The sequence below is a fragment of the Arthrobacter sp. TRD_SC_6 genome, from assembly GCF_055361185.1.
The window spans coordinates 423345-445896 of record NZ_CM143953.1; the positions used below are offsets into that span (position 1 = coordinate 423345).

The window sequence follows — 22552 nt, forward strand, 5'->3', positions numbered from 1 at the left end:
ACCGGAGGACCCGCGGCGTTGATGAACCGTCGCTGCTGGAGCCTATAGTCGAAAGCATGGAACAGCGCACACTTGGCAAGACTGGCAGGCCGGTATCAACGGTAGGACTCGGAACCTGGCAGCTCGGAGCGGACTGGGGATCGGTGGATCCGCAGGAGGCCATGGCTGTGTTGGACGCAGCAGCCGGCGCCGGGGTGACCTTCTTCGACACGGCCGACGTCTACGGCGACGGGCGCAGCGAACAGACCATCGGCACATTCCTCAAGGCGAACCCGGACCTCAACATCACGGTGGCGACCAAAATGGGCCGCCGCGTGGATCAAACGTCCGAAAACTACACGTTGGCCAACTTCCGAAATTGGACGGACCGGTCGCGGAAGAACCTGCAGCAGGACACACTCGACCTGGTTCAGTTGCACTGCCCGCCAACGGCCGTCTACAGCAACTCAGAGGTTTACGACGCGCTGGATACCCTGGTCAGCGAAGGCGCCATCCGCAACTATGGCGTCAGCGTCGAGCGCACCGATGAAGCCTTGGAGGCGATCAAGCGCGGGAATACTGCGTCCGTGCAGATCATCCTCAACGCGTTCCGCCTCAAGCCCCTAGATGAAGTGCTGCCCGCGGCAGCGGCCGCCGGCGTCGGGATCATTGCGCGCGTTCCGCTGGCCTCCGGGCTGCTGTCCGGCAAGTACACCCCGGACACGTCCTTCCCCGAGGACGATCACCGGAACTACAACCGCACCGGCTCCGCGTTCGACGTCGGCGAGACCTTCTCGGGCGTGAACTTCGAGACGGGCCTCGCAGCCGTCCAGGAGTTCGACGGACTGGTGCCCGACGGCGTCACCACCGCCCAGGCTGCCCTCGCCTGGATCATCGCGCAGGAAGGCGTCACCACTGTCATCCCGGGAGCACGTTCTCCGGAACAGGCGCGTGCCAACGCGGAATCGGCCAATTTCGGCCCGCTTGGCCGTAACCTCGGCCCCGGCGTCGCGGAGATCTACAACCGGCACTTCCGCGAGGCGATCCACCCGCGCTGGTAGGCGCCCGTCAGCCCTTGAGCGCCTTCGCCAGCGCATCGAACCGCTGCAATGAGGCCAGATCCTCAACGAGAACGACGCCCTCCGGCCCCGCAAGCGGAACCTGCCAGTTGGGGTAAACCGCCGACGACGTTCCCGGCTGGTTCTGCGTCCGTTCCTCGCCCACGGCGTCAGTCAACGCCATCCCGAGCAGCAGCGACGGGGTCCGGGCGATGAAGGAGTGCAAGGCCTCGACGGTCCCCTGGACAGTCGAAGGTGAACTGCCGACGACGGACCGCACCATCGAAAGCACGCCTTCCTGAGCCTCGCGGTCGGCCGCCCTCTCCTCCTCTACAGGCCGGTTCAGCAGCCCGAGCTGTTCGCGCAGGTCAACGTGCCGCCCGGCCAGGTACCCCGCTGTGGGTGGGAGGTCATGGGTGGTGACCGTGGTGAGGCACGCCTGCCGGTACTGGCCGGCGACACGCGGGGCGCCGTCGTCGTACTCGAACCAGAGGATCGACGTGCCGAGCACGCCGCGCTCCGCCAGGTACTCCTGCACCCCCGGCTCGAAGACACCGAGATCCTCCCCGACGACGACGGCGCCCGCCCGCTCCGCTTCGAGGGCGAGGATGCCGATGAGCGCCTCGTGGTCGTAGTACACGTACGCGCCGTCACCGGGCATTGACCCGGACGGGATCCACCAGAGCCGGAACAGGCCGAGGATGTGATCGATCCGGATCCCGCCGGCGTGACGGAGGATGGTCCGCAGCATGTCGCGGTAGGCGGCATACCCGGACTCCGCGAGGCGTTCCGGATGCCACGGCGGCTGCGCCCAGTCCTGGCCCTGCTGGTTGAACATGTCCGGCGGCGCACCGACGCTGATTCCGGGGGCAAGGACGTCCCGGAGCGTCCACGCGTCAGCGCCAGCGGGGTGCACGCCGACGGCGAGGTCGTGCATGATGCCAAGGTTCATACCGGCGTCGACCGCTGTACGCTGGGCGGCTTCCAACTGCTCATCGCACAGCCATTGCAGCCACGCGTGGAACTCGATCCTCGGGCTGAGGCGGGTGCCCTGCTCCTCGAGAAACACGGGATCGGACCACTCGGGCGCATCCTCGGGCAGCGTCTCGGCGAGCGCCGACCACAGTGCGAAACTCTCCAGGCCAGGGCCCGCCTCGCTACGGAAGCTTCTGAACGCCTCCTCGCGCTCGGGCGTGCGCGGCACCTCAAACACCTCCGCCAGCGCGGCGAGTTTCGCGGCGTAGCTGGGATCCCGGTCAATCACTTCAGCGTTCCGGTTGGCTTCCTCGAAACTTGCGGCAAGGCCACTGATATCAACAGCGGCACTTTCCGGAACGTTCTCCACGCGCAAGTACAGCGGGTTGAAGAACCGCCGCGTGCTCGGCAGGTACGGCGAGGCTTCCACCGGCGGTTTGGGCTGTGCAGCGTGCAGCGGATTGATGAGCACGAACCCCGCACCCTTCCCGGCCGCAACCTCGGACAACTGCGCGAGGTCGGCAAGGTCGCCCACACCCCACGAAGTCTGCGACCGCACCGAGTACAGCTGCGCCATCAAACCCCACGTGCGGGTCAGCTTGTCCGCCGTGGAGAGTTTCTGCGGCGTGACGACCAGCGCACAGCGCGAACCGCCCTCGATCACCAGCGAATGCCACCCGAGCGGAAGGTCTGTGGGCACCTGCACAGTGAACCGACGCACCGGCTCACCGTTGACCTCGCGGGTCTCCTCCGGTATCGGATCCAGGTCCCGTTCGGTCCCGTCCTCCAGCACCAGCCTGGCCCCGGGCCGGCTTTCGGAGCGAACGTTCACCGGCACGGCGGCCGGGACACCAACACGCACGACGACGGCGGGCGGCAGCTCCCGCACCCACGGCGCTAGTTCGGCGGCGCGGAGGGAGGAGGCGACGTCTTCGTCGTTCCGGCAGGCGATGCCGAGTGCCGTGAGCACTGAGGTCAGGGTCGAGTCGCTGACTTCACGCTCGGTGCCGTCCCAACCCCGGAAGGTGATTCCGACGCGGTGTTCCTGGGCAAGACGCTGAAGGGGTGAAGGGCTGGCCATCCGTCCAGCCTAGTGAAAAGAGATGATGCGGGCGTTATCCCGCGACTTATCCCACCCAGGCGTGCGGGGCCGGCTTACGGGTACTGGGCAGCGCGGTGTTCAGCCGCCACTCGTGAATCCAGTCAGGCAACACCAGATCAGCGGGCGGGGTTCCGAAAGACCCGAAGATCTCCTCGTTACTCACCGGACCCTTGGAAGAGAGTAGCCGGGTGGCGATATAGGCGCGGGCGTAGATCTCGTCGCCGTGCACCATGCGCTGCTCGAAGAAGATGGCACGCTCGTCAAAGCCCAGGAGCTTCGTTTCGATGGTGTACCTCTGGCCAAGCTGGAGGGACTTGCGGAATGTAATGGTCTCGGCGTTCACCACCGGGCTCCAGCGCTTCTGCCGCATGAGGCGCCAGATGCCGCTGCGGATCATGAGGTCGAACCGCCCGAGGTCCATCAACGAGAGGTACATCCCGTTGTTGACGTGCATCGCGATGTCGATGTCCGTCAGCTGCACTCTCAGCGGCAAGGACGCCGAGTCCCAGATACTCACCTTCGATCGGCGCCGTGATGTCATGAGGATCCAGAGGGTGCGGAGGAGCAGGTGCATCGTCCCATGTTACCCGCGGGTAACATCCGTGACGCAACTCACTTTATTAGCCAACCGGGCGGTGATCTTGGAATAGTGGGCGGCTGCACTCAGCCAGTTCCAAGAAATCTGTGAAAGGGACCCATGACTGACCTGACCTACCAATACCTGGCGATGGCGCTTTACATGATCGCCATGCTGGGGATCGGCTGGTATGCCTTCAGGAGAACCTCCGACCTGGATGACTACATGCTCGCCGGCCGCGGGCTGAAACCCGGCGTCGCTGCATTGAGCGCCGGTGCTTCTGATATGTCCGGCTGGCTGCTGCTCGGACTGCCGGGAGCCATCTACGTCTCCGGCCTCATCGAAGTATGGATCGCTATTGGTCTGACCATCGGCGCCTGGGTGAACTGGAAAGTGGTGGCGCCCCGGCTGCGCAGCTACACAGAGGTGTCGAACAACTCGATCACCGTCCCCAGTTTCCTGGAGAACCGCCTCAAGGACCGGTCCCGGGTGCTTCGCGTGGTTTCCGGTGTGATCATCCTCGTCTTCTTCACGTTCTACGTATCCTCCGGCATGGTGGCCGGGGGAATCTTCTTCGAGTCATCCTTCAACTCCGATTACACGCTCGGCATGATTCTCGTTGCCGCCGTGACCATCGCCTACACCCTCTTCGGCGGATTCATGGGCGCCACCTTCACCGACGTGGCGCAGGGCTTGCTGATGCTGGTCGCACTGCTTGTGGTGCCGGTCATAGGTTTTGTCCAGGTGGGCGGATTCACCGGCATGACTGAATCCATCAACGCCGTCGACCCCTCCATGCTGAGTCTCTTTGCAGGCGGGTCAGCCCTTGCGATCATCTCCTCGGCTGCCTGGGGACTTGGCTACTTCGGCCAACCACACATCATCGTCCGCTTTATGGCGCTGCGCTCCCCGCAGGATGCTCGAGCCGGCCGCCGCATCGGCATCGGCTGGATGATCCTCACCGTCCTTGGAGCGGTCGCCACATCGCTGGTGGGTATTGCGTACTTCCAGCAGAACCCCCAATTGACCCTTGAGGACCCGGAAGCTGTTTTCCTCTCGCTGTCGCAGGCCTTCTTCCACCCCTTTGTAGCCGGGATTGTCCTTGCGGCCGTGCTCGCAGCCGTCATGAGCACCATCTCCTCGCAGCTCGTGGTCTGTTCCTCGGCCCTGGTTGAGGACCTCTACAACATGGTGTCCAAGAAGAACCTCACGTCGAAGCAGGGCGTACTCCTCGGACGCCTCGGAGTGCTTGTCGTTGCCATCGTTGCGATCGTCCTTGCGTCAGGCCGTAACGAGTCCATCCTCGCCCTGGTCGCCTTCGCCTGGGCCGGTTTCGGTGCATCCTTCGGGCCCACCGTCCTGCTCTCCCTTTACTGGCGAAAGCTCACTATGCCCGGTGCGCTCGCCGGGATGGTGGTCGGCGCCGTAGTCGTATTCGTCTGGGGCAACTCGCCGTTGTCCGCCACCATGTACGAAATCGTGCCGGCGTTCCTCGCGAACCTCGTGGTCGCCGTCGTGATCAGCCGCCTGACCTGGAAGCCGAACCCGGAGATTGACGCCGAGTTCAACGAAGCCCTCCGTGGTGTCTCATCACGCAAGGAGCTGGTCGACGCTAGCTGACGCTGGTCTGCAGGCCCGACGACGGCGCGTCACCAACCTCCGCGGGTGGGGGTGTGGCCGGTGCGTGCGTCGTCGGGCATTGCCATCTCCGCCCGCAGCCCGAGGAGGCGGATGGGCCGGTCGGGTTCGATTTTGCCGACAAGGTCCAGCGCCCGGGCGAGCACTTCGGCGTGGTCCGAAGTGGCCGGGATCTTCCGCGCATAGGTCTTGGTGAAGAACGGCGCGTAACGGACTTTGAGGGTCAGCCCGATTACGGCCCTACCCTCTGCTGCGACATCTTCGAGCACCCGCGCGGCCAACTCGCGGACGGCACCGTCAATCTGGGCTGGCTCGGTGAGATCCTGCTGGAACGTCGTCTCGCGGCTGTGGCCGCGCGCCACCCAGGGGGTGTCGTCGACGGTTTCGGAGCCGTCACCGCGGCCCAGCTGCGCGTACCACGGGCCCATTTTCGGCCCGAACTCGGGAACAAGGTCCGCCGGATCAGCCGCAGCGAGCTGATCAACGGTCTTGATGCCGAGGCCCGCAAGCCTGCGCGAGACCTTGCTCCCAATCCCCCACAGGTCCGCGACCGGCCGCTCACCCATCACCTCCAACCAGTTGCCTGCCGTGAGGCGGAAGACGCCGGCGGGCTTGCCGAACGTCGTCGCAACCTTGGCCCTTACCAACGTGTCCCCGATGCCTACGCTGCAGTGCAACGAGGTGCGCTCGAGAACGTTGGCCTGCAGGCTGCGCGCGTAGGCTTCTGGATCGCCCGTTTCGACGCCGACGAACGCCTCGTCCCAGCCCAGCACCTGGACGACGGCGCCCGGTTGCTCGCGGAGCGTTGCCATGACGGCTTCGGAGGCGAGGTTGTAGGTCTCATGGTCGACTGGGAGGATGACGGCATCGGGCACCTTCCGCGCGGCGATCCGCAACGGCATGCCCGAGCCGACGCCGAATGCCCGGGCCTCGTACGACGCCGTAGACACCACCGCACGCTCGCTTGGGTCACCCCGCCCGCCAACGATCACCGGCTTGCCCGCCAGTTCGGGCCGCCGGAGCACTTCCACGGCCGCAATGAACTGGTCGAGGTCGACGTGCAGAACCCACGGGGTCTCACTCACGTTCCCAGTCTGCCCCGCCTGCCCGTGCGGCACCACAACTTCCACTCTCCAATGGCGTTCGCGGTCACCCGGGATTGACGCGCCACCGCCGTAACTAGAAAGCTGGGGAGTTGAAGAACGCAACTAAAAGAATCTGAGGAGAACATGACTGACGCAGCGGCCCCAACCATCGAACTCCGCAGCGGCGCTTCAATACCGGTGCTCGGACTGGGCACCTGGCCGCTGAATGACGAAGAGGCGGCCACCGCCGTCGAGCAGGCTGTCTCCGCCGGTTACCGCCTGATCGACACAGCCGAGAACTACGGCAATGAGGCCGGCGTCGGCGAGGGCATCCGCCGCTCAGGGATCGATCGCGAGCAGGTTTTCATCACTACCAAGTTCAATAAGGAGTGGCACAGCGTCGACGGCGTCCGGCAAGCGTTCGGGCAGAGCGTGTCCAAGTTGGGCGTTGACTACATTGACCTGCTGCTGGTGCACTGGCCCAACCCGGACCAGGACCGTTACGTTGACGCAGTGAAGGGCCTCACCGCACTGCGCGACGAAGGGCTGCTTCGGGCGATCGGCGTTTCCAACTTCAAGCCGCACCACCTGCAGCGCCTGCTCGATGACGGCCTGGTGCCGGACGTGAACCAGATCCAGCTCGATCCACGGCACGCCCGGACGGATTCGCGGGCCTTCCATGCGGAGCACGGGATCGTCACGGAGTCATGGAGCCCGATTGGGAAGGGCGGCGACCTGCTCAAGCACCCTGCGGTGGACAGGCTCGCGGACAAGTACGGCATGACTCCGGCGCAGATCGTGCTGCGGTGGCACATTCAGCTGGGTCTGGTCGCGATCCCCAAGTCAGCAGACCCGCTGCGGATCAAGCAGAACATCAACCTGTTCGGGTTCGAGCTCACCCAGGACGAAGTGGACTCGTTGACAAAACTCGACACCGGCGACGCCGACATCACCGATTCGGACTCCTTCGGCCACTAGAAGTTTTTGTAACCTAGTTGCCCGCTGAAGAGCGTTTAAGCCGCAACTAGGCTACAAAAACTTTCGAGGTTCATGGCCAGAGGACCTCGCGCCGCCAGCCCTCACCGCCGCGAACGTAACGCAGCCGGGTGTGCCGCCGCTCATGGTCGGCCTGCCAGAACTCGACGCTGTCCGGCGCCACCGTGTACACGGTCCACGTCGCTGAACCTTTGCCTTCGATTCCCTCAAGTTCACGTTCGACGGCGGCGCTGACGGAGTTCCCTTCACCCACGACGGCGCTTTGCTCGCCGGCGAGCACCAGGGCACGTGCGGAGGGATGACGACGGCGGAAGTCGGCGTCGTTCTCTTCGGCACCCCCGGGCGTGACTGCTCCGCGGACGCGCACCTGACGCCCGGCCGGTTGCCAGAAAAACGTCAGCGCGGCAAAACGAGTCGATTGCAGGTGCCGGCCTTTGGGGCTTTCGCTGCTGGTCGCGAAGGAGAAGCCGCGCTCGTCGAGGTCCTTCAGGATGACCACGCGGGCGTCGGGGCGGCCGTCGTCGTCGACCGTGGATACGGTGACCGCGTGCGGCGCGGGAACGCCGTCGTCGATCGCTTCCGAAAGCCAGCGGGTGAACAGTTCAATGGGCGAATCCGGAGCAGCGCCCGCATCGAAGGCCCTGAGCGCATCAGGGAATACGGGCAAACCGCGTAGGAGGTCCCGGGCTGAGGTGGTCACCGTCCCAACTTTACAGAGGCCCAACCCTACGAACATTGATTCAGTTACAGTCAAAGGATGTCTTTTCAGGATCCGGGGAACGAGGACCACCACGTCGGTACACGCGACCTGACCCGGTGGACCACGCCTGTTGGCCGCTTCCTGGTCACGTGCGTCCGGACAGTGGCCGGGTGGATCGGGCCCCGCTGGGCACTCGTTCTCCTGCTGGTGCTCGGCATCGGTGGAGCTGTGGGCCTCACCTTCGCGTCGGCTGAAGTGTATGAGGCCGTCAAGGAACAGGACGACATCGCGTCCCTCGACCAACCGGCCCTCGATGCGGCGCTCGCCCTGAGATCCCCCGCGCTGGACGCCGTCGCAGTCGCGTTCACGTCACTCGGCGGAACGGTGGGCATGCCGATCCTCGCGACGGCCGCCACACTCGCCCTCACCGCGGCCCGCCGGTCATTCACGCCGCTGATCCTCATGGTCGCAGCGGCCGGCGGATCGCTCCTCATGACGGTGCTCGGCAAGGATGCCATCGGTCGGCTCCGCCCGGACACTGACTTTGCGGTTCCCCCGTTCGAGATCTCGCCGTCGTTCCCCAGCGGGCACACGCTGAACGCCGTCGTCATCGCGGGCGTAACCGCGTACCTACTGGTCCTGCGTCAGCACCGCAAACGCACACGGGCCCTCACCATCATCGCGGCCGTCCTCTTCGCCTTCATCATGGGCCTCACGCGCGTCTATCTCGGCCACCACTGGGTCACGGACGTCGCCGTCGCCTGGACGCTTGGACTCGCGTGGCTGGCGATCGTCATCACCACGCACCGGCTGCTGCTCACGTTCCGGAGCTATCGGCGGGAGCGCGAAGCCTAGTCTGCACCTGATCCGTCCCGGCGAACGGGGTGGTAGAACAGGGGCGGCCTACGGCTGCGCCTCCTCTTCAAGCCGGACGTACTCCCTCAGCAAGTCGAGCGCATGGGCATTGCCCTCAGCGGCCAGTCCCTCCTCCATCGACTCCGCAAGGGATCTGCCGCCCGGGAAGGGCGGCACTAACGGCACATCCCGATCCGTTACGACGTCGAGCACAAACGGCCGGTCCGCAGAAAGCGCGCGGTCCCACGCGGAGCCCAAATCATCCGGGGAGGACACCCGCATCCCGTCCAATCCGAGCAATTTCGCGTACGCAGCATAGTCAACGTCGGGAATGTCCTGGCTGTCCTCAAACCTCGGCTCGGACTCCGTCTCGCGTTGTTCCCAGCTCACTTCGGCCAAATCCCCGTTATTGAGGATGCACACCACGAACACCGGGTCTTTCCATGCCCGCCACAACCGGCTCACGGTGATCAGTTCGGCCACACCGGTCATCTGGAAACCGCCGTCGCCGGAAAGGACTACAACGGGACGGTCCGGCGAGGCGAGCTTCGCGGCCAGACCGTACGGCACCCCGCATCCCATACTCGCGAGCGTGCTCGACAGGTGTGCGGGAACACCACGCGGAAGCTGCAACTGCCGGGCGTACCAGTAGACGCAACTCCCGACGTCGATAGCCACCTGCGCGTTTGAAGGCAGCCTTCCGCTGAGCTCACGGACTACGCGCTCGGGATTAACTGGATCCGCAGGAACCATCGCGCGCGCCTCAGACAACGAACGCCAGGCGTCCACCTGGCCCGCTACGTCGGCACGCCACCCCGAACGCTGTGCCACCAACGGCAGGAGCATCCGGAGCGAGGAAGCGGCATCACCGGTCAGCGCCACTTCCACGGGGTACCGATTGCCAATCGCCTTGGCGTCGCTGTCGATCTGCACCGCACGCGCCGCACCCGGCGGCGGGTAGAACTCGGTCCATGGGTCGTTGGACCCGACGATCAGCAGCGTGTCGCAGTTCGCCATCACCCAGCCGGATGCGGACGTCCCGAGGTGCCCCATGGTGCCCGCGGCATAGGGCAGCGACTCATCAACATAGGGCTTCCCGAGCAGGCTGGTCACCACCGCTGCACCGAGTTTCTCCGCCAGGGCCACAACCTCTTCCTGCGCTTCCCGCGCGCCCTGGCCGACCAGCAGCGCAACCTTCGATCCGGCGTTCAGGAGAGCGGCGGCGTCGTGCACGTCCTGCTCCTGCGGAACCATGAGTCCCGGGCTCCACAGGACAGCTGACGGGACCACGCCGTGCTCGTGCTCCAGCTCGGGAGCGGGCTCCTGCTGGACATCGTGCGGAAGTATGACGACGGAGGGCGAGCGGGTTGCGAGCGCAGCCTTGAACGCACGGTCGATCACCATCGGCGCCTGCTCGGGACTGTTGACCTGCTGGCGGAAGCCGGATGCCACGTCCTTGAAGAGGCTCTGCAAATCGATCTCCTGCTGGTACGCGGAACCGAGCACCGTCTGGCTTTGCTGCCCGACGATCGCAACAACTGGAACGCTGTCCATCCGCGCGTCGTACAGACCGTTGAGGAGGTGTACAGCGCCGGGACCCTGCGTGGACAGCATGACGCCCACACCGCCCGTGTACTTCGCGTGCCCCACCGCCATGAACGCAGCATTCTCCTCATGGCGTGACTGGACGAACTGCGGCGCCCCGGCTCTTCGAAGCGCGCCCAGCACGGGGTTGATTCCGTCACCGCTGTAGCCGAAGACCCGGTCTACACCCCACGCGCTCAAGCGCTCAACAATGAGATCCGCAACCAGCCTGTCCCCCATCCCTCAGGACCCAGCCTGCACAGCAGAACGAACCGGCCCCACCGGCCAGCGCAGCAACGCCGCCACCGGCCCGCCGTCGAGCGCGCCAGAGGGGAACAGCACCACCTCCGCGTCGGTGAGCACCGCGGCCCGCAGCAACGACGACGGCGCTGATACCTCCTCGAGCACCGGCGCCCCCGCGGTTTCCCCGCCAACAAATGCGGTCCAGGGCTCGGTGCCGAGTGCCAGCAGGTGCTGCCCGTTGAGGCCCACGCTCTCCAGCAGCAGGGTGGCCACTTGCGCCTGCTGCAGCGCGTTCACCACCGCGCCGATGCCTTCCACCGCCTCGGGGTTCTGCCCGTTCTTGTGGTTGTTCAGCCGTTCGAGCAGCTGCGCCTGCCTGCGCGCGATGCACTCAGCGACATGCTTCTCGATCTCTTGCGCGTACGCCTCCTTGTCCGCGCCCTCAGTGCGACTATGGCTTTCAACAATGGTGAGGATGTCCCGGGATTGCTCACTGACCTGCTCAGCGACCAGGTTCCGGGCACGGATGTCACCGGCAACAATCAGCAACCGCGCACGGTTGCTCCGCACCACCCGGTCAATCTCCCCGGCGATATCCGCTGCATTCGCTTTCCAGATGTTCTCGGTGCGGTGCTGGTACCTGCCCTGTGACCAGCCGCCGCCTGGAATTTTCTTGAGGTTTTCGGTGTCGCCTTCGATGTGCGTGGTGTCGTCGTCGTGCCGGCCGTTTGCGTGGCGAAGGTGGATTTCGCCGCCGTCCCGCCCTACCTCGGCGACCACGTACGCGAAGTCATCCGGCCGGTGCCACACCAGCGGGCACAGGTCGGGCAACTCCCCCACGCTGATGATCTCCTTGAATGCGGCGGGCCCTGGCAGGAACTCATCAAGCTCCACCTTGCCGTCGGACACGAGGATCAGCCGCCCAACCGGGTCCGGAATGCCCTTCGCGGACTGGCGCAGCGCCTCGGCGACGGCCTTACGGTCCTCCCTGGTGGCGCTGCCCGCGAGCGCGCGGTCGATGTTCTCGGGGCGTGCATCGTCGGCATGAAGGGAATCGGCGGTGCCGGTGCTCGCGTCCGTGTAGACCGTGACCCAGGGCCCGGGCTTTCTGTAGAGGTCCGCGTAGGCATGCAGGGTGCTCGTCACTTACCGCTCCTCGTTGTGGTTGTTTTCGATGCGCGGTCGCTGCTGTTCTGGTTCGGTGTGTGAGCTTCCGGGTTCCGGATCGATGCCGGGATCAAACTCAGGCTTCTTGCCGGGACCCGGCCCATCGCCGTCGTGCTGTCCGTCTGTGCTGCCTTGTTCCGCCATGACGTACCTCTTTCTCATCCGCAGGCGTCGGTGCCCCGGATGCGAGAATGGTCAGAGTACTGCCGGTTTATCACTCTCGGGCGCAGTTGGAAAGGGCACCCGGGACACAAAACCGGGTACCGGACAAACTGAGCAGGAATAACCATGCGGAACAGGCATTCCGACCCCACGCGATACACGGACCGCGACGACGCCGGGCGCGCCCTCGCCGCCACCCTGAAGCCTGTCCTCTCCGGCATGGACCCGCTGATCCTCGCCCTTCCGCGCGGCGGTGTTCCCGTTGCGGCAGTGGTCGCGGACGCTTTCAACGCCCCGCTCGACGTCGTCATGGTGCGGAAAGTCGGCGTGCCCGGGTTTCCTGAACTGGCGATGGGCGCAATAGCCTCGATCGGCGGCCAGCTGCAGACCGTCCGCAATGAGCGCGTATTGCGCGATGTCCACGAGCGGGATGCCGCGTTCTCCCGGGTCGCAGCCTGCGAGGAGGCGGAGCTCGTCCGGCGTGAGTCGCTGTACCGTCAGGGGTGCGGTCCGTTGGTTGTCGCAGGGCGCGCTGTGGTGATAATCGACGACGGCGTTGCCACCGGAGCGACGATGCGCGCCGCCGTTGCTGCCCTCCGCGCGCAGGGTGTGGGCACCATCGTGGCTGCAGCTCCGGTGTTCCTCGGCTCCGCCCGCACCACGATCGGCGATGTGGTGGAGAGCCTGGTCAGCCCCTGGTCGGGGCCGGATCTGTCCGCCGTCGGCAGCGCCTACCACGCCTTCCCGCAGGTCAGCGATGACGAGGTTCAGCGGTTGTTGACGGCCGGGCGCGGGCGTAGGTTGGGAATCATGACCGACTACGACGATCTGCCCGAGGCTTACCGCGCCTACCTGACCACGCTCGATGACAGCACCGCCAACGCGCTGCTCCCCGTGCTCAAGCAGTCCGTTGCCGGCGGCGAGCACGGCGTGCTCGTGACCACCGGCCTCGGCCCCGATACCCAGGCCGAGGTGTCGCCCGAGGTGCCCTACGGCGAGGTCCGGGAAACTGTCCGATAAGCGCTTGAACGACGACGGCGGCGGCCTTCAGCGCAGCAGTGCCCTCACGCAGTACCGGCTGGCGCCCAACCCGGGGCCGATGAGCCTCGACGGCACCAACTCCTACCTGCTCTCCGGGCCGGAATGCGAGAGCGTGGTTGTAGTAGATCCAGGCCCGCTGGACGAGCCGCATCTGGCCGCCCTTATGTGCTCCGGCCGCGTTGAGCTCGTGCTCATTACCCACCATCACCTGGACCATACTGAGGCGAGCGCGCGCTTCCATGAGCTGACCGGTGCACCCGTCAGGGCCCTTGACCCGGCATTCTGCCATCGGGGTGCTCCCCTTGCAGACGGCGAAGTGGTTACGGCAGCCGGCGTCCGCATCGAGGTGCTCGAGACGCCCGGCCACACCGCGGATTCCGTGTGCTTCCATCTGCCCGACGACGGCCCCAGCGGTTCCGTCCTCACTGGCGACACCGTGCTCGGCCGCGGCACCACCGTACTGTGCTATCCCGACGGGACGTTGGGGGAGTACCTTGATTCGCTGGACCGGTTGGAGGCTTTGGGCGATGCGCTCGTTCTGCCCGCGCACGGGCCGGTTTTGCCGAGCACCGGCGAGATAGTCCGCGCGTACCGGGCCCATCGGTTGGAACGGCTCAACCAGGTCCGCGCGGCGCTTCTCACGCTGGGTATGTCAGCGACCCGGTACGAAGACGCCCAAGGGGCGGGCACCGACGCCGACGAGGTGAGTGCCGCCGTCGTCGCCGTCACGGACGCTGTGTACGCCGACGTCGACCCTTCCGTACGCAACGCGGCTGAGCAGTCCGTGGCCGCGCAGCTCCATTACCTTCGCGAGGAGCAGCGCGGGCGCTGAGCCGGGCGGTACTCACGACACAAGATTCGCGACAGACGCTCTCTCGATGAATCGAGTCTCAAGCGTGTGCATCATTCGCGAAGGCGCTGCGCCCTGGATCTCGTCGAGCAAGGCTTCGGCGGCGCGCGCCCCAAGTTCCAGCATCGGTTGCTCGATCATGGTCAGCGGCGGGTCCATCACCGCCGCCCAGGAGCTGTCGTCGAATCCAATCAGCGAAACGTCGGAGGGGTAGCTAAGCCCGCAGGCCCGCACCGCCCGGAGAGAACCCGTAAGCGCGTCATTCTCGGTGCAGAAGAGCGCCGTCACGCGATCATCCAACGCCAGCATGCGCGTGACCGCCACCGTTGCGTTCTGTTCTGTCTTGGCACCGGTCATGACGACGTCGGCGTCGAAAGGTATACCGGCGTCGTCGAGCGCGTCCAGATAACCATGAAGCCTCTCCCCATCTGTCCACAGGCTGCGGGCTGCGGCGGCGCTGAGAGCGCGTCGCGTGGTGACAGGTTGCTTCACCGGAGGACCCCAGATGAAGCCAATTCGGCGGTGGCCGTGCTCAATCAGGTGTTTGACTGCCCGACGGCTCGCTTCCCTGTTATCGATGACCACTGAATCGAGTGCCAGGTGTTCTACGGCCCGGTCAACGAGGACCACCGGGATCCCGCGGGAGATTGCGTCCTGGATATGTGTCACGTCGTCACGATCCACGGCAGCCGAGGCAATGATCATCCCGTCGACGCGCTTGTCCACCAAGACCCCCACGGCGGACTTCTCCTCCTCAAGATCTTCATGGGTGCTGAGCACTATCGTGTCGAAGCCTCTTTTGCGCGAGAAGTCGCTGATTCCGCGCGTGACCCCGGCAAAGAATGGATTCCCGATGTCCGCAACGATGAGCCCCAAAGTATGGCTGACACCAGTCGACATACTGCGCGCGAGCGCGTTGGCCCGGTAACCGAGCTTTTCTGCGGCTTGCAGGACCCGTTCCCGGAGCTCTGGGCTGACGTACCCATATCCACCGAGGGTACGTGCTGCTGAGGCACGGCCCACTCCTGCCTCGGCAGCCACTTCCGATATGGTGGGCGGGGCAACACTACGGTCACGTTCGGCAGCCATTCAGATCATCATTCTCTTCGCGGATCGACACACCCGGGTCAGCATGTCACATAGTAACCGTGAGGCCGGAATCGGTGATGCCGCGCCCGAACGCGCCTTCCACGAGACACTGTCTGGCTGCGAATGCGGCACCTGCGTTTAGCGCTTCCCTGATTGTCGCGTGGCCGAGCAGGGCACCACGGCTCCACCCCCCTTCCACCAGAGTCACTACGAAGGCGGTCAGGAATGCGTCACCGCACCCCATGGTGTCGATGGGCCCTTCCGCGGCCGGTATGGGAGCGGAAGGGGCACTGACGTAGTGCTTCCCGTCAAAGACGACGGCACCCCGTGACCCGCGGGTACCCAGCGCCATGCCGGCTCCGTGATCCACCAGGCTAGCCAGGAGTAGCTGGGTTTCATCTGCCCGAAGGTCGGAACAGGAGATGAGGGCAAGATCGACCGCAGGGCACACTTCTGCGAGGTAGCCGTTGGAGCGGAACTCCTCTTCGCTTGAGAAGTCGTAGCTGACCAACGGCCCACTGGCATGAATTTTCGGCAGTTCCTTCTCGGAACGGGAGTAGACACTCGAATGGACAAGGTCGAACCCAGCGATATAGGTCACCAGTTCGCCGTCCAGTTCCAGTGGATCACTCACCGTCACGCCACCGCCGTTCCATCCTCCAAATACCCGCTCACCGTCCACAATGCTGATGGTAGAGACACCACTGTGGCCATTCTTGACCACCGAACGGCTGGTGTTCACACCTTCCGCCTCAATCGCGTCCCGGAGGAACCGTCCGTGGTCATCGGACCCGAAGACTCCCAAATATGCGGACTCGACCCCCAGCCTGCGGGCGAACACTGTGAAGTTGACGCAGTTACCGCCTGGATAGATCTTCCCCCGGTCGAGGTACCGATCAATGATGTTGTCTCCGAACCCCAGAGCCTTCACAAGCCCCCACCCGTTCGGTGATGATTCTGCTTCATAGCCGCCTTTTGCACCTGGGCCTGTGTGTCTGGGCGCCCGTCCCGCAGCACGGGCGCCCAGCTGGAATTGTGGATCAGTACTCGACGACGCGGTAGTAGCGCCGCAGATCCAAGGAATGATTGCGGACCCTCTCGAGGTGCTTGCTGATTCGGCCGGTAACGGTATCCAGCACAGCGGGAGCGAAGAGACCCCGGAACTCTTCACTGATTCCTTCGAGGGGGTAGTCCCGGGTGTCGAAAACAGAGACATCGTCAGAAACGCGCTTGGCGAACTTCTCCACGCGGTCGGTTAGAGGCCGTGTCTCATCCTCACCCTGGAAGATGATGACGCTTGTGTTCTTTTCGAGCAGTTCGAGGGAGCCATGGAAGAACTCGGCACTGTGAACGCGGGTGGTCCGTAGCCACTGCATTTCCTCCAGGATGCACATTGAATAGAGGTACGTGAACCCCCACAGGTTCCCTCCGCCCACGAGGAAGTGGTAGTCGGTTTCGGCATGCGCGTCAGCAAAAGCAGCGGCAACCGGCTCGGCCTGGATGGCCACGTCAACCAGTACCTGGGGAAGTCCAGCCATCTCATCCGCGAACTTCTCATAGCCAGCAAATTCTCCACGCTCAGACAACAGCCGGGTCATGAAGAGGAGCATCTGCATATCGAACGGCCAGGTCTTCGGTTCAGAAATGAGGGCGGCGTCTACCGCCTGGGCAATCGGCGAATCCGGGTATCCGGTGAACGCAATCGTGTAGACGCCTCGCTGCTTGCAGTACTCGATAGCACGCAGGCTGTCGTCCGTGGTTCCGGAGACGGAGGTGAATACGGCAACAGATTTCTCACCCAGCGAGGCATCGCCGGAGACGATGAGCTCCGCCGCTACCGAAGCCTTCACCGGGAGGGTAGAGAGCCGGCGTGCGAGGTGTTCGTAGGGCCACATCGCGGCGTAGGTACCACCGGCGCCGACCAGGAACAGGTTGCTGACGCCGTTCGCGGAGATCGATCCAACCAGCTCCTCGATCTGGGGACGGAGGGACACAGCACTTGCGATCTGCTTGCGAAATGCCGACTCATCAAAACCGAGCATCATTTTCCTTTCAGAGGGGGAATAGGCAGGCTGCGGATAGAAAGGTATCTGATACCGGTATCAGCCGACATTGATCGTGGCACACGCTGCGGGACTCGTCAAGAGGTCGCATGCAACCAACTCAACGAGACGGACAGCTCGCCTAGACCAGCTGGAAGCTGCTAAGGCCGAGACGAATCTCCTTGAAACAAACGGGGCTGTTGACTGCACCATCAGTCGAGGAAATAATCTCACGAACCTCTGGTACCGGTACCAGAACATCTGTATAGTCATCGAAATCACGCACTACCTGTTCTCCCAATCCAACGGCGGGTTTGATGGCTCACATACGTGGCTACGAGGTCCGCTCACACATGAAGGACCACCATGCAGAGACGAGATTCCCTGGCGGCAGTTGCGCTCCTGATGGCTTCAGCATTAGGACTCAGCGGGTGCGGCGGCCAATCGAACACCGCCGTCGCCGACGTCGGAGCTGAGCCGGAGTTCTCCGGCACCCTGAGTATCCTTACCAAGTTCGCTGGAGACCCGCTGCAGCCTTACTTCGAAGACCTGGCCGCGGAATACACCGAGCTTCATCCGGAGGTCGAGGTCGAGCTGATCCAGGAGACTGACCAGAGCATCAAAGACAAGACCAAGACGCTTACGGCATCCGGTGCCCTGCCGGATATCTACTTCAGCTGGACAGGTGATTGGGCCGAAAACTTTGTGGGTGGCGGGCTTGCCGCAGACCTAAGCGGCATCATCGCACCCGGCACTGAATGGGGTGACACCTTCGGAGAGGCTTCCCTGGACGCATTCAAGTACAACGGCAAGTACTACGGTGTGCCGCTCTATAACAACGGGAAGTTCATGGGGTACAACAAAGCCGCGTTCCAAGAAGCAGGCATCGAAGTCCCCACCTCTTTCGAGGAGCTTATTGAAAGCTGCGGTCCCCTCCGCGATGCCGGCTTCGAGCCCATCGCCTTTGGCAACAAGGACGGGTGGCCCGGCCTGCACTACCTTCAGCAGCTTTTCGCCTACAACGTTCCAAGCGAAGTCCTGAACGCCGATTTCGACCCAGGAACCGCGGTGCTGGATCACCAGGGATACCTCACCTCACTTGAGCAATTCAAGAATTTAGTCGACGAGTGCACAGATTCAGGCGACGGCACCAATGGCGTCCTCTACACCACGGCGCAGGAGGCTCTCGCCCGCGGATCAGCCGCAATGTACTACCAGGAGATCCTTGAATTCGACACCGTCACCGCGGAAGGCAATTCGCTCACGCCCGAGAACTTCGGCATGTTCAAGTTGCCGGTTCCTTCCGGCGCGCAGGGAGATCCGGAGGCGATCGAGGGCTCACCCGAGGGATACCTCATTAATGCCAAGTCACCCCGTGCAGCACTGGCAGTTGATTTCATGAAGTTCGTAACCACGGCTGAGAGCGCCAAGACGTTGTCGTCACCGCCCTTCGGACAGCCCAGCACAGTCCTGGGCGCAGTTACGCCTGAGACTTCGAGCGAAGCGGTGTTTGAGGGCATTGACCAGGTGAACAGCGCCTCGCAGATAGTCATCTGGCTGGACATGGTCACTGTTCCTGAGGTGGCTGATGCCTGGCTCGCAGGCGGAGAAGCGATCATCAGCGGGAGCTCGACCCCCGAAGAGGTACTCGAGAGCGTGCGCAACGCGTCCAACTCGGCGAAGTAGGCCATGCTGACCGTAGAGGGCACCCGCAGGGAGCGGGTGCCCGGGCCCCACACTGCACATCCGAAGGCCGCCAGGGCACCCCGATCCCGCGTCCGGAAAATTCTCGGCCTCGCCTGGGTACTGCCGGCGCTGGTTCTCCTCGGGACGTTCGTATACCTTCCGCTTGTACAGAATTTCGGATACAGCTTCGTTGAATGGGACATCTACAGCGGTAGCCAGACATTTGTCGGTGCGGACAACTACGTCAAACTCATCAACGACCCGATCTTCTGGACTTCGCTGGGCAACAACGCACTGTACGCCGGAATCTCCATCCTGTTTCAGGTCTGCGGTGCGTTGGTACTGGCGGCCGTCATCGAGAGCGTGCGCAGGGAGCGCTGGCGGCAGGCGCTTCGCGCTATCTACTTCATTCCTTCCGCCATCTCACTCACCGTCGCCGGCCTCCTCTTCTACTTCATCTACGAGCCGAACCTCGGACTGCTGAATTTCATCCTCGACGGCGTAGGCCTGAACGCTTGGACTCAACCGTGGCTCGGCCAGGAGAGCACCGCCATGATGTCGGTTATCGCCATGAGCCAATGGCAGGGGTTCGGCTACTCGACGCTGCTTTTCGCTGTTGCGATACAGCGCATTCCATCCGAGCTTTACGAGGCGGCGTCCATCGACGGAATCGGCGCCATCCGGCGGTTCTTCACCGTAACCGTGCCCCTGGTTCGCGAAATGACCGGTCTGATGACCATTGTCACGATCTCCGGAGCCTTCCAGGTCTTCAACGAAGTGATGGTCATGACCAGCGGGGGTCCCAACAATTCCACCCAGGTCATGGCCACCTGGCTCTACCGCAACGGTTTTGTCCGTAATGACTTCGGTTACGCTGCTGCGATCGCCATGGTGATCTTCCTGGTCACGCTCGTCATAGCTCTTGGGCAGCTCTGGATCACGCATAGGAGAAGAGTGGAATGGTAACTCGAACATCTTTTCTCGGGATTATCGTCAAGGTCTTCATGTGGACCTTCTTGCTTGGCTTGGTGGTGGTGGTCGCCTATCCGCTTCTGTGGATGGTGCTGAACGGTTTCAAGCAGAACGCCGAACTGTTCGGCAACCCTTTCGCGCTTCCCATTACCTGGGACTGGCAGAATTACGCGAATGCCTGGAACAGGGGTGTAAGCAGCTATCTCATGACAAGCGTGCTGGTGACCGTCACCTCCACCATTGCCACGGTCTTCATCAGTGCGTGGGCGGCGTACGGCCTGACTCGTGTGAACCTTCCTTTCAACCGAGGGATCCTGACGGCGATCCTTGGCGGTCTCATGCTGGCCCCGGCGGTTGCCCTTGTTCCGCTCGTCAAGATGTTCCAGGGTCTGGGCCTCTACAACACCTTCTGGGCCCTCCTCATCCTGTACACCGCTTTCCGCATTCCCTTCACCACGTTCCTTATACGGGCATACATGATTGATCTGCCACGGGAAATCGATGAGGCAGCGAAGGTGGACGGAGCTACCCAGTGGACCACGTTCTGGCGCATCATCTTGCCGATGTGCAAGCCGATCATTGTTTCGACGGTCATACTGCACATCCTGTTCGCGTGGAACGAATACCTTTTCGCGATGGTGTTCACGAGCGGCACCGGCGTGCAAACGCTGCCGGTCGGCCTGACCAGCCTGATGAGCAAGCACGGGACCGACTACCCGGTGGTTTTCGCGGGCATGGTGATCGCCGCTATCCCAGTGGTCCTGCTTTTCTTCATCGGTCAGCGCTACTTCGTGAAGGGACTCGCAGACGGCATCGGGAAGTAGCTCTCAGCTCTTGCCACACATGCAGCCGCGTTCTCCGGTGAGAATGTACTCATGGCTTCCCTGCTCCCCCGCGAACGCGCCGTGATCGCGCCCGGCGCTGTCCACGTACCCGCCTGGCTGAGCTTCGACCGCCAGCTGGAGCTGGTCGCGGCGTGCCGGGAATGGGCCGCTGGCCCGGTCCCTATGCGCAACACGCGCATGCCTAACGGGTCCCAAATGTCGGTGCAGACCGTTTGCCTGGGCTGGCACTGGATGCCGTATCGGTACAGCAAAACAGCGGACGACGTCGGCGGCGGGCAGGTCGCCGGGTTCCCTTCCTGGCTGGCTGGGTTGGGACGCGACGCCGTCGAAAGCGCCTACGGAACGCGCGATGACACTTACGCACCCGACGCTGCGTTGATCAACTTCTACGACTCGGCAGCGAAGATGGGCATGCACCAGGACAAGGAAGAGAAGTCGCTGGCGCCGGTCGTGTCGCTCAGCATCGGGGACACCTGCCGTTTCCGGTTCGGCAACACCGAGAACCGGAACAAGCCTTGGAGGGATGTGGAGCTCGAGTCAGGCGACCTGTTCGTCTTCGGCGGCGAATCGAGGTTGGCGTACCACGGTGTCCTCAAGACCTACCCGGGCACGGCCGACCCGACGCTCGGCCTGAACGGACGGCTTAACATCACGCTCAGGGTCACCGGCCTGTAAGCCTGAGACGCTGGTACTGCGGGCTGTCAGTCCCTCTCGAGAGCAGGTTGACCAGCTTCGAAGTACTCAACCAGGGCGTCCGGAAGCGGTGGAACCTCGCGCGCCGATCCGTTGCCCCGCAGTGATTCCGCTGCCAGGACCCCCGCCGCAACAGCCTGCCGGGCTGCGACGGGGCTGGTACGCGTGCCGCTTCCGGTGGCAGCGAAGCTCAGGAATTCCTTGATCAGCAGTGGGTCAGCGCCACCGTGGCCACCGTTCCCCTCCTCGATCGCGATCACTTCGTCAGGCTCCGGGAAACCCGAGGCACGCTGTGTCCACAGGTTGATGGTCCCGCCCACGCTGTCGCCGAAGTTCTCCATCCGGCCCTTGGTGCCGATGACCGTGTAGTTGCGCCAGTAATCCGGTGTGAAGTGGCACTGCTGGTAGGAGGCGAGCACCCCGTTGTCCAGGACCATGTTCATCATGGAAATGTCTTCCACATCGATGGTCTCCGCGAGACCCTGCTGCTCTTCCGGCGGCCAGTTGGCCAGCGAGTACCAGTCGCGCATGCGGTCGCCCTTGTTGTCGCTCCGGTTGGGGACGTCACCGTAGACCGCAAGGTCTCCAACTGCGGAAACCCGCTGGGTGTACCCGCCCGCGAGCCAGTGGATGACGTCAATGTCGTGGGCTCCCTTCTGCAGCAGAAGAGATGTCACCTTGGAACGGTCCGCGTGCCAGTCCTTGAAGTAGAAGTCACCGCCGTGACCCACGAAGTGGCGGCACCAGATGGCTTTAACCTCGCCGATGCGTCCGTCCTCGATGAGCTGGCGCATCTGGGCGATGACCGGCATGTGGCGCATGTTGTGGCCGACGTAGAGGCGCGTGCCGGTTTCGAACGCCGTCTGGAGGACCAGATCAGCGGCCTGGATGGTGATGTCCAGGGGCTTCTCGCAGAAGGTGGGTATGCCTGCCTTCAACGTGCGGACCGCGACGGCGGCATGTTGGTTATCAGGCGTGAGCACCAGCACTGCATCGATCCCACTGGTGAGCAACACCTCAAGATCATCGGTGACCAGGGCGGTCGGCACCCGCGCAGCGGCGTCTGCACGCCCTCTTTCGCTGGTATCGCAAACCACTGTCACCTCAGATCCCTGACCCGGTCGGTGCGTCTGGTCCACCAGCGAGGCGCGCAGGCCGAATCCTACGATGCCAACTTTCAAGTCCTTCTCCACGGTAGGAGATCCCTTCTATT

21 protein-coding genes are annotated in these 22552 nt (G+C 63.7%); 10 read left to right on the plus strand and 11 right to left on the minus strand.

Annotated features, from left to right (window positions below):
* Positions 1-56: 56 nt before the first annotated feature.
* On the plus strand, positions 57-1040 hold the full coding sequence (locus ACWA1U_RS02070) for an aldo/keto reductase (protein WP_463724930.1): 984 nt from the start codon (positions 57-59) through the stop codon (positions 1038-1040).
* A gap of 7 nt (positions 1041-1047) precedes the next feature.
* Here ACWA1U_RS02070 and malQ read toward each other — a convergent pair whose 3' ends face one another.
* Positions 1048-3093 carry a 4-alpha-glucanotransferase gene (gene malQ, locus ACWA1U_RS02075; protein ID WP_463723687.1) on the minus strand — a complete coding sequence of 682 codons (2046 nt, stop codon included), beginning with the start codon at positions 3091-3093 and terminating at the stop codon, positions 1048-1050.
* A 46-nt stretch (positions 3094-3139) separates the two neighbouring features.
* Positions 3140-3688: an acyl-CoA thioesterase gene (locus ACWA1U_RS02080; RefSeq protein WP_463723688.1), complete on the minus strand. Its 549-nt coding sequence runs from the start codon at positions 3686-3688 to the stop codon at positions 3140-3142.
* Positions 3689-3811: 123 nt separating this feature from the next.
* Between ACWA1U_RS02080 and putP the strand changes: the two genes are divergently transcribed.
* On the plus strand, positions 3812-5311 hold the full coding sequence (gene putP, locus ACWA1U_RS02085) for a sodium/proline symporter PutP (RefSeq protein WP_463723689.1): 1500 nt from the start codon (positions 3812-3814) through the stop codon (positions 5309-5311).
* Between the two features lie 29 nt (positions 5312-5340).
* Here putP and ACWA1U_RS02090 read toward each other — a convergent pair whose 3' ends face one another.
* Entirely contained in the window at positions 5341-6414 is a 1074-nt protein-coding gene (locus tag ACWA1U_RS02090; RefSeq protein ID WP_463723690.1) for a DNA polymerase IV, read from the minus strand.
* A 144-nt stretch (positions 6415-6558) separates the two neighbouring features.
* Between ACWA1U_RS02090 and ACWA1U_RS02095 the strand changes: the two genes are divergently transcribed.
* Positions 6559-7392, plus strand: coding sequence for an aldo/keto reductase (locus tag ACWA1U_RS02095; RefSeq protein WP_463723691.1), 834 nt, complete (start codon positions 6559-6561; stop codon positions 7390-7392).
* A gap of 70 nt (positions 7393-7462) precedes the next feature.
* Here the strand turns inward: ACWA1U_RS02095 and ACWA1U_RS02100 are convergent, their stop codons facing one another.
* Positions 7463-8110, minus strand: coding sequence for a pyridoxine/pyridoxamine 5'-phosphate oxidase (locus ACWA1U_RS02100; protein ID WP_463723692.1), 648 nt, complete (start codon positions 8108-8110; stop codon positions 7463-7465).
* Between the two features lie 57 nt (positions 8111-8167).
* On the opposite strand from ACWA1U_RS02100, the gene ACWA1U_RS02105 reads away from it, so the two are divergent.
* Positions 8168-8965, plus strand: a complete 798-nt coding sequence (locus ACWA1U_RS02105; RefSeq protein WP_463723693.1) for a phosphatase PAP2 family protein — start codon at positions 8168-8170, stop codon at positions 8963-8965.
* Positions 8966-9013: 48 nt separating this feature from the next.
* On the opposite strand, the gene ACWA1U_RS02110 is transcribed toward ACWA1U_RS02105, so the two are convergent.
* The 3 genes from ACWA1U_RS02110 to ACWA1U_RS02120 are packed head-to-tail and all read right to left on the minus strand — an operon-like array spanning position 9014 to position 12103.
* Positions 9014-10789, minus strand: a complete 1776-nt coding sequence (locus tag ACWA1U_RS02110) for a thiamine pyrophosphate-requiring protein (protein ID WP_463723694.1) — start codon at positions 10787-10789, stop codon at positions 9014-9016.
* Between the two features lie 3 nt (positions 10790-10792).
* Positions 10793-11938, minus strand: a complete 1146-nt coding sequence (locus ACWA1U_RS02115; RefSeq protein WP_463723695.1) for a baeRF2 domain-containing protein — start codon at positions 11936-11938, stop codon at positions 10793-10795.
* Positions 11939-12103: a hypothetical protein gene (locus ACWA1U_RS02120; RefSeq protein WP_463723696.1), complete on the minus strand. Its 165-nt coding sequence runs from the start codon at positions 12101-12103 to the stop codon at positions 11939-11941. It lies immediately after the preceding gene.
* Positions 12104-12247: 144 nt separating this feature from the next.
* Between ACWA1U_RS02120 and ACWA1U_RS02125 the strand changes: the two genes are divergently transcribed.
* Together ACWA1U_RS02125 and ACWA1U_RS02130 are read left to right on the plus strand one after the other, a co-directional pair.
* Entirely contained in the window at positions 12248-13141 is an 894-nt protein-coding gene (locus ACWA1U_RS02125) for a phosphoribosyltransferase (RefSeq protein WP_463723697.1), read from the plus strand.
* Positions 13142-13145: 4 nt separating this feature from the next.
* Positions 13146-13994, plus strand: coding sequence for an MBL fold metallo-hydrolase (locus ACWA1U_RS02130; protein ID WP_463723698.1), 849 nt, complete (start codon positions 13146-13148; stop codon positions 13992-13994).
* A gap of 12 nt (positions 13995-14006) precedes the next feature.
* Here the strand turns inward: ACWA1U_RS02130 and ACWA1U_RS02135 are convergent, their stop codons facing one another.
* From ACWA1U_RS02135 to ACWA1U_RS02145, 3 genes are all read right to left on the minus strand, one after another.
* Positions 14007-15101 (minus strand): LacI family DNA-binding transcriptional regulator, encoded by a 1095-nt coding sequence (locus ACWA1U_RS02135; protein WP_463723699.1) that lies wholly within the window; start codon positions 15099-15101, stop codon positions 14007-14009.
* 46 nt (positions 15102-15147) lie between these two features.
* Positions 15148-16032 (minus strand): PfkB family carbohydrate kinase, encoded by an 885-nt coding sequence (locus ACWA1U_RS02140; protein WP_463723700.1) that lies wholly within the window; start codon positions 16030-16032, stop codon positions 15148-15150.
* A 109-nt stretch (positions 16033-16141) separates the two neighbouring features.
* On the minus strand, positions 16142-17146 hold the full coding sequence (locus ACWA1U_RS02145) for an SIS domain-containing protein (protein WP_463723701.1): 1005 nt from the start codon (positions 17144-17146) through the stop codon (positions 16142-16144).
* Positions 17147-17509: 363 nt separating this feature from the next.
* On the opposite strand from ACWA1U_RS02145, the gene ACWA1U_RS02150 reads away from it, so the two are divergent.
* The 4 genes from ACWA1U_RS02150 to ACWA1U_RS02165 are packed head-to-tail and all read left to right on the plus strand — an operon-like array spanning position 17510 to position 21321.
* Entirely contained in the window at positions 17510-18829 is a 1320-nt protein-coding gene (locus ACWA1U_RS02150; protein ID WP_463723702.1) for an ABC transporter substrate-binding protein, read from the plus strand.
* 3 nt (positions 18830-18832) lie between these two features.
* Positions 18833-19795: a carbohydrate ABC transporter permease gene (locus ACWA1U_RS02155; RefSeq protein ID WP_463723703.1), complete on the plus strand. Its 963-nt coding sequence runs from the start codon at positions 18833-18835 to the stop codon at positions 19793-19795.
* Complete coding sequence (locus tag ACWA1U_RS02160; protein ID WP_463723704.1) at positions 19789-20625, plus strand: carbohydrate ABC transporter permease; 837 nt, start codon at positions 19789-19791, stop codon at positions 20623-20625. The genes ACWA1U_RS02155 and ACWA1U_RS02160 overlap by 7 nt, the downstream gene beginning before the upstream one ends.
* Positions 20626-20676: 51 nt before the next feature.
* Positions 20677-21321 carry an alpha-ketoglutarate-dependent dioxygenase AlkB family protein gene (locus ACWA1U_RS02165; protein ID WP_463723705.1) on the plus strand — a complete coding sequence of 215 codons (645 nt, stop codon included), beginning with the start codon at positions 20677-20679 and terminating at the stop codon, positions 21319-21321.
* 26 nt (positions 21322-21347) lie between these two features.
* Here the strand turns inward: ACWA1U_RS02165 and ACWA1U_RS02170 are convergent, their stop codons facing one another.
* The gene (locus ACWA1U_RS02170) at positions 21348-22532 is read right to left on the minus strand and encodes a Gfo/Idh/MocA family protein (protein ID WP_463723706.1); all 1185 of its coding nucleotides are present in this window, start codon (positions 22530-22532) and stop codon (positions 21348-21350) included.
* Positions 22533-22552: the final 20 nt, after the last annotated feature.

What these genes read in the sequence shown, in the direction of transcription:
- ACWA1U_RS02135 (WP_463723699.1), bottom strand. Translation starts at nt 15,101, where the DNA reads ATGGCTGCCGAACGTGACCGTAGTGTTGCCCCGCCCACCATATCGGAA.
- malQ (WP_463723687.1), bottom strand. Translation starts at nt 3,093, where the DNA reads ATGGCCAGCCCTTCACCCCTTCAGCGTCTTGCCCAGGAACACCGCGTC.
- ACWA1U_RS02120 (WP_463723696.1), bottom strand. Translation starts at nt 12,103, where the DNA reads ATGGCGGAACAAGGCAGCACAGACGGACAGCACGACGGCGATGGGCCG.
- ACWA1U_RS02155 (WP_463723703.1), top strand. Translation starts at nt 18,833, where the DNA reads ATGCTGACCGTAGAGGGCACCCGCAGGGAGCGGGTGCCCGGGCCCCAC.
- ACWA1U_RS02160 (WP_463723704.1), top strand. Translation starts at nt 19,789, where the DNA reads ATGGTAACTCGAACATCTTTTCTCGGGATTATCGTCAAGGTCTTCATG.
- ACWA1U_RS02110 (WP_463723694.1), bottom strand. Translation starts at nt 10,789, where the DNA reads ATGGGGGACAGGCTGGTTGCGGATCTCATTGTTGAGCGCTTGAGCGCG.
- putP (WP_463723689.1), top strand. Translation starts at nt 3,812, where the DNA reads ATGACTGACCTGACCTACCAATACCTGGCGATGGCGCTTTACATGATC.
- ACWA1U_RS02150 (WP_463723702.1), top strand. Translation starts at nt 17,510, where the DNA reads ATGCAGAGACGAGATTCCCTGGCGGCAGTTGCGCTCCTGATGGCTTCA.
- ACWA1U_RS02070 (WP_463724930.1), top strand. Translation starts at nt 57, where the DNA reads ATGGAACAGCGCACACTTGGCAAGACTGGCAGGCCGGTATCAACGGTA.
- ACWA1U_RS02080 (WP_463723688.1), bottom strand. Translation starts at nt 3,688, where the DNA reads ATGCACCTGCTCCTCCGCACCCTCTGGATCCTCATGACATCACGGCGC.
- ACWA1U_RS02165 (WP_463723705.1), top strand. Translation starts at nt 20,677, where the DNA reads ATGGCTTCCCTGCTCCCCCGCGAACGCGCCGTGATCGCGCCCGGCGCT.
- ACWA1U_RS02095 (WP_463723691.1), top strand. Translation starts at nt 6,559, where the DNA reads ATGACTGACGCAGCGGCCCCAACCATCGAACTCCGCAGCGGCGCTTCA.
- ACWA1U_RS02125 (WP_463723697.1), top strand. Translation starts at nt 12,248, where the DNA reads ATGCGGAACAGGCATTCCGACCCCACGCGATACACGGACCGCGACGAC.
- ACWA1U_RS02145 (WP_463723701.1), bottom strand. Translation starts at nt 17,146, where the DNA reads ATGATGCTCGGTTTTGATGAGTCGGCATTTCGCAAGCAGATCGCAAGT.
- ACWA1U_RS02105 (WP_463723693.1), top strand. Translation starts at nt 8,168, where the DNA reads ATGTCTTTTCAGGATCCGGGGAACGAGGACCACCACGTCGGTACACGC.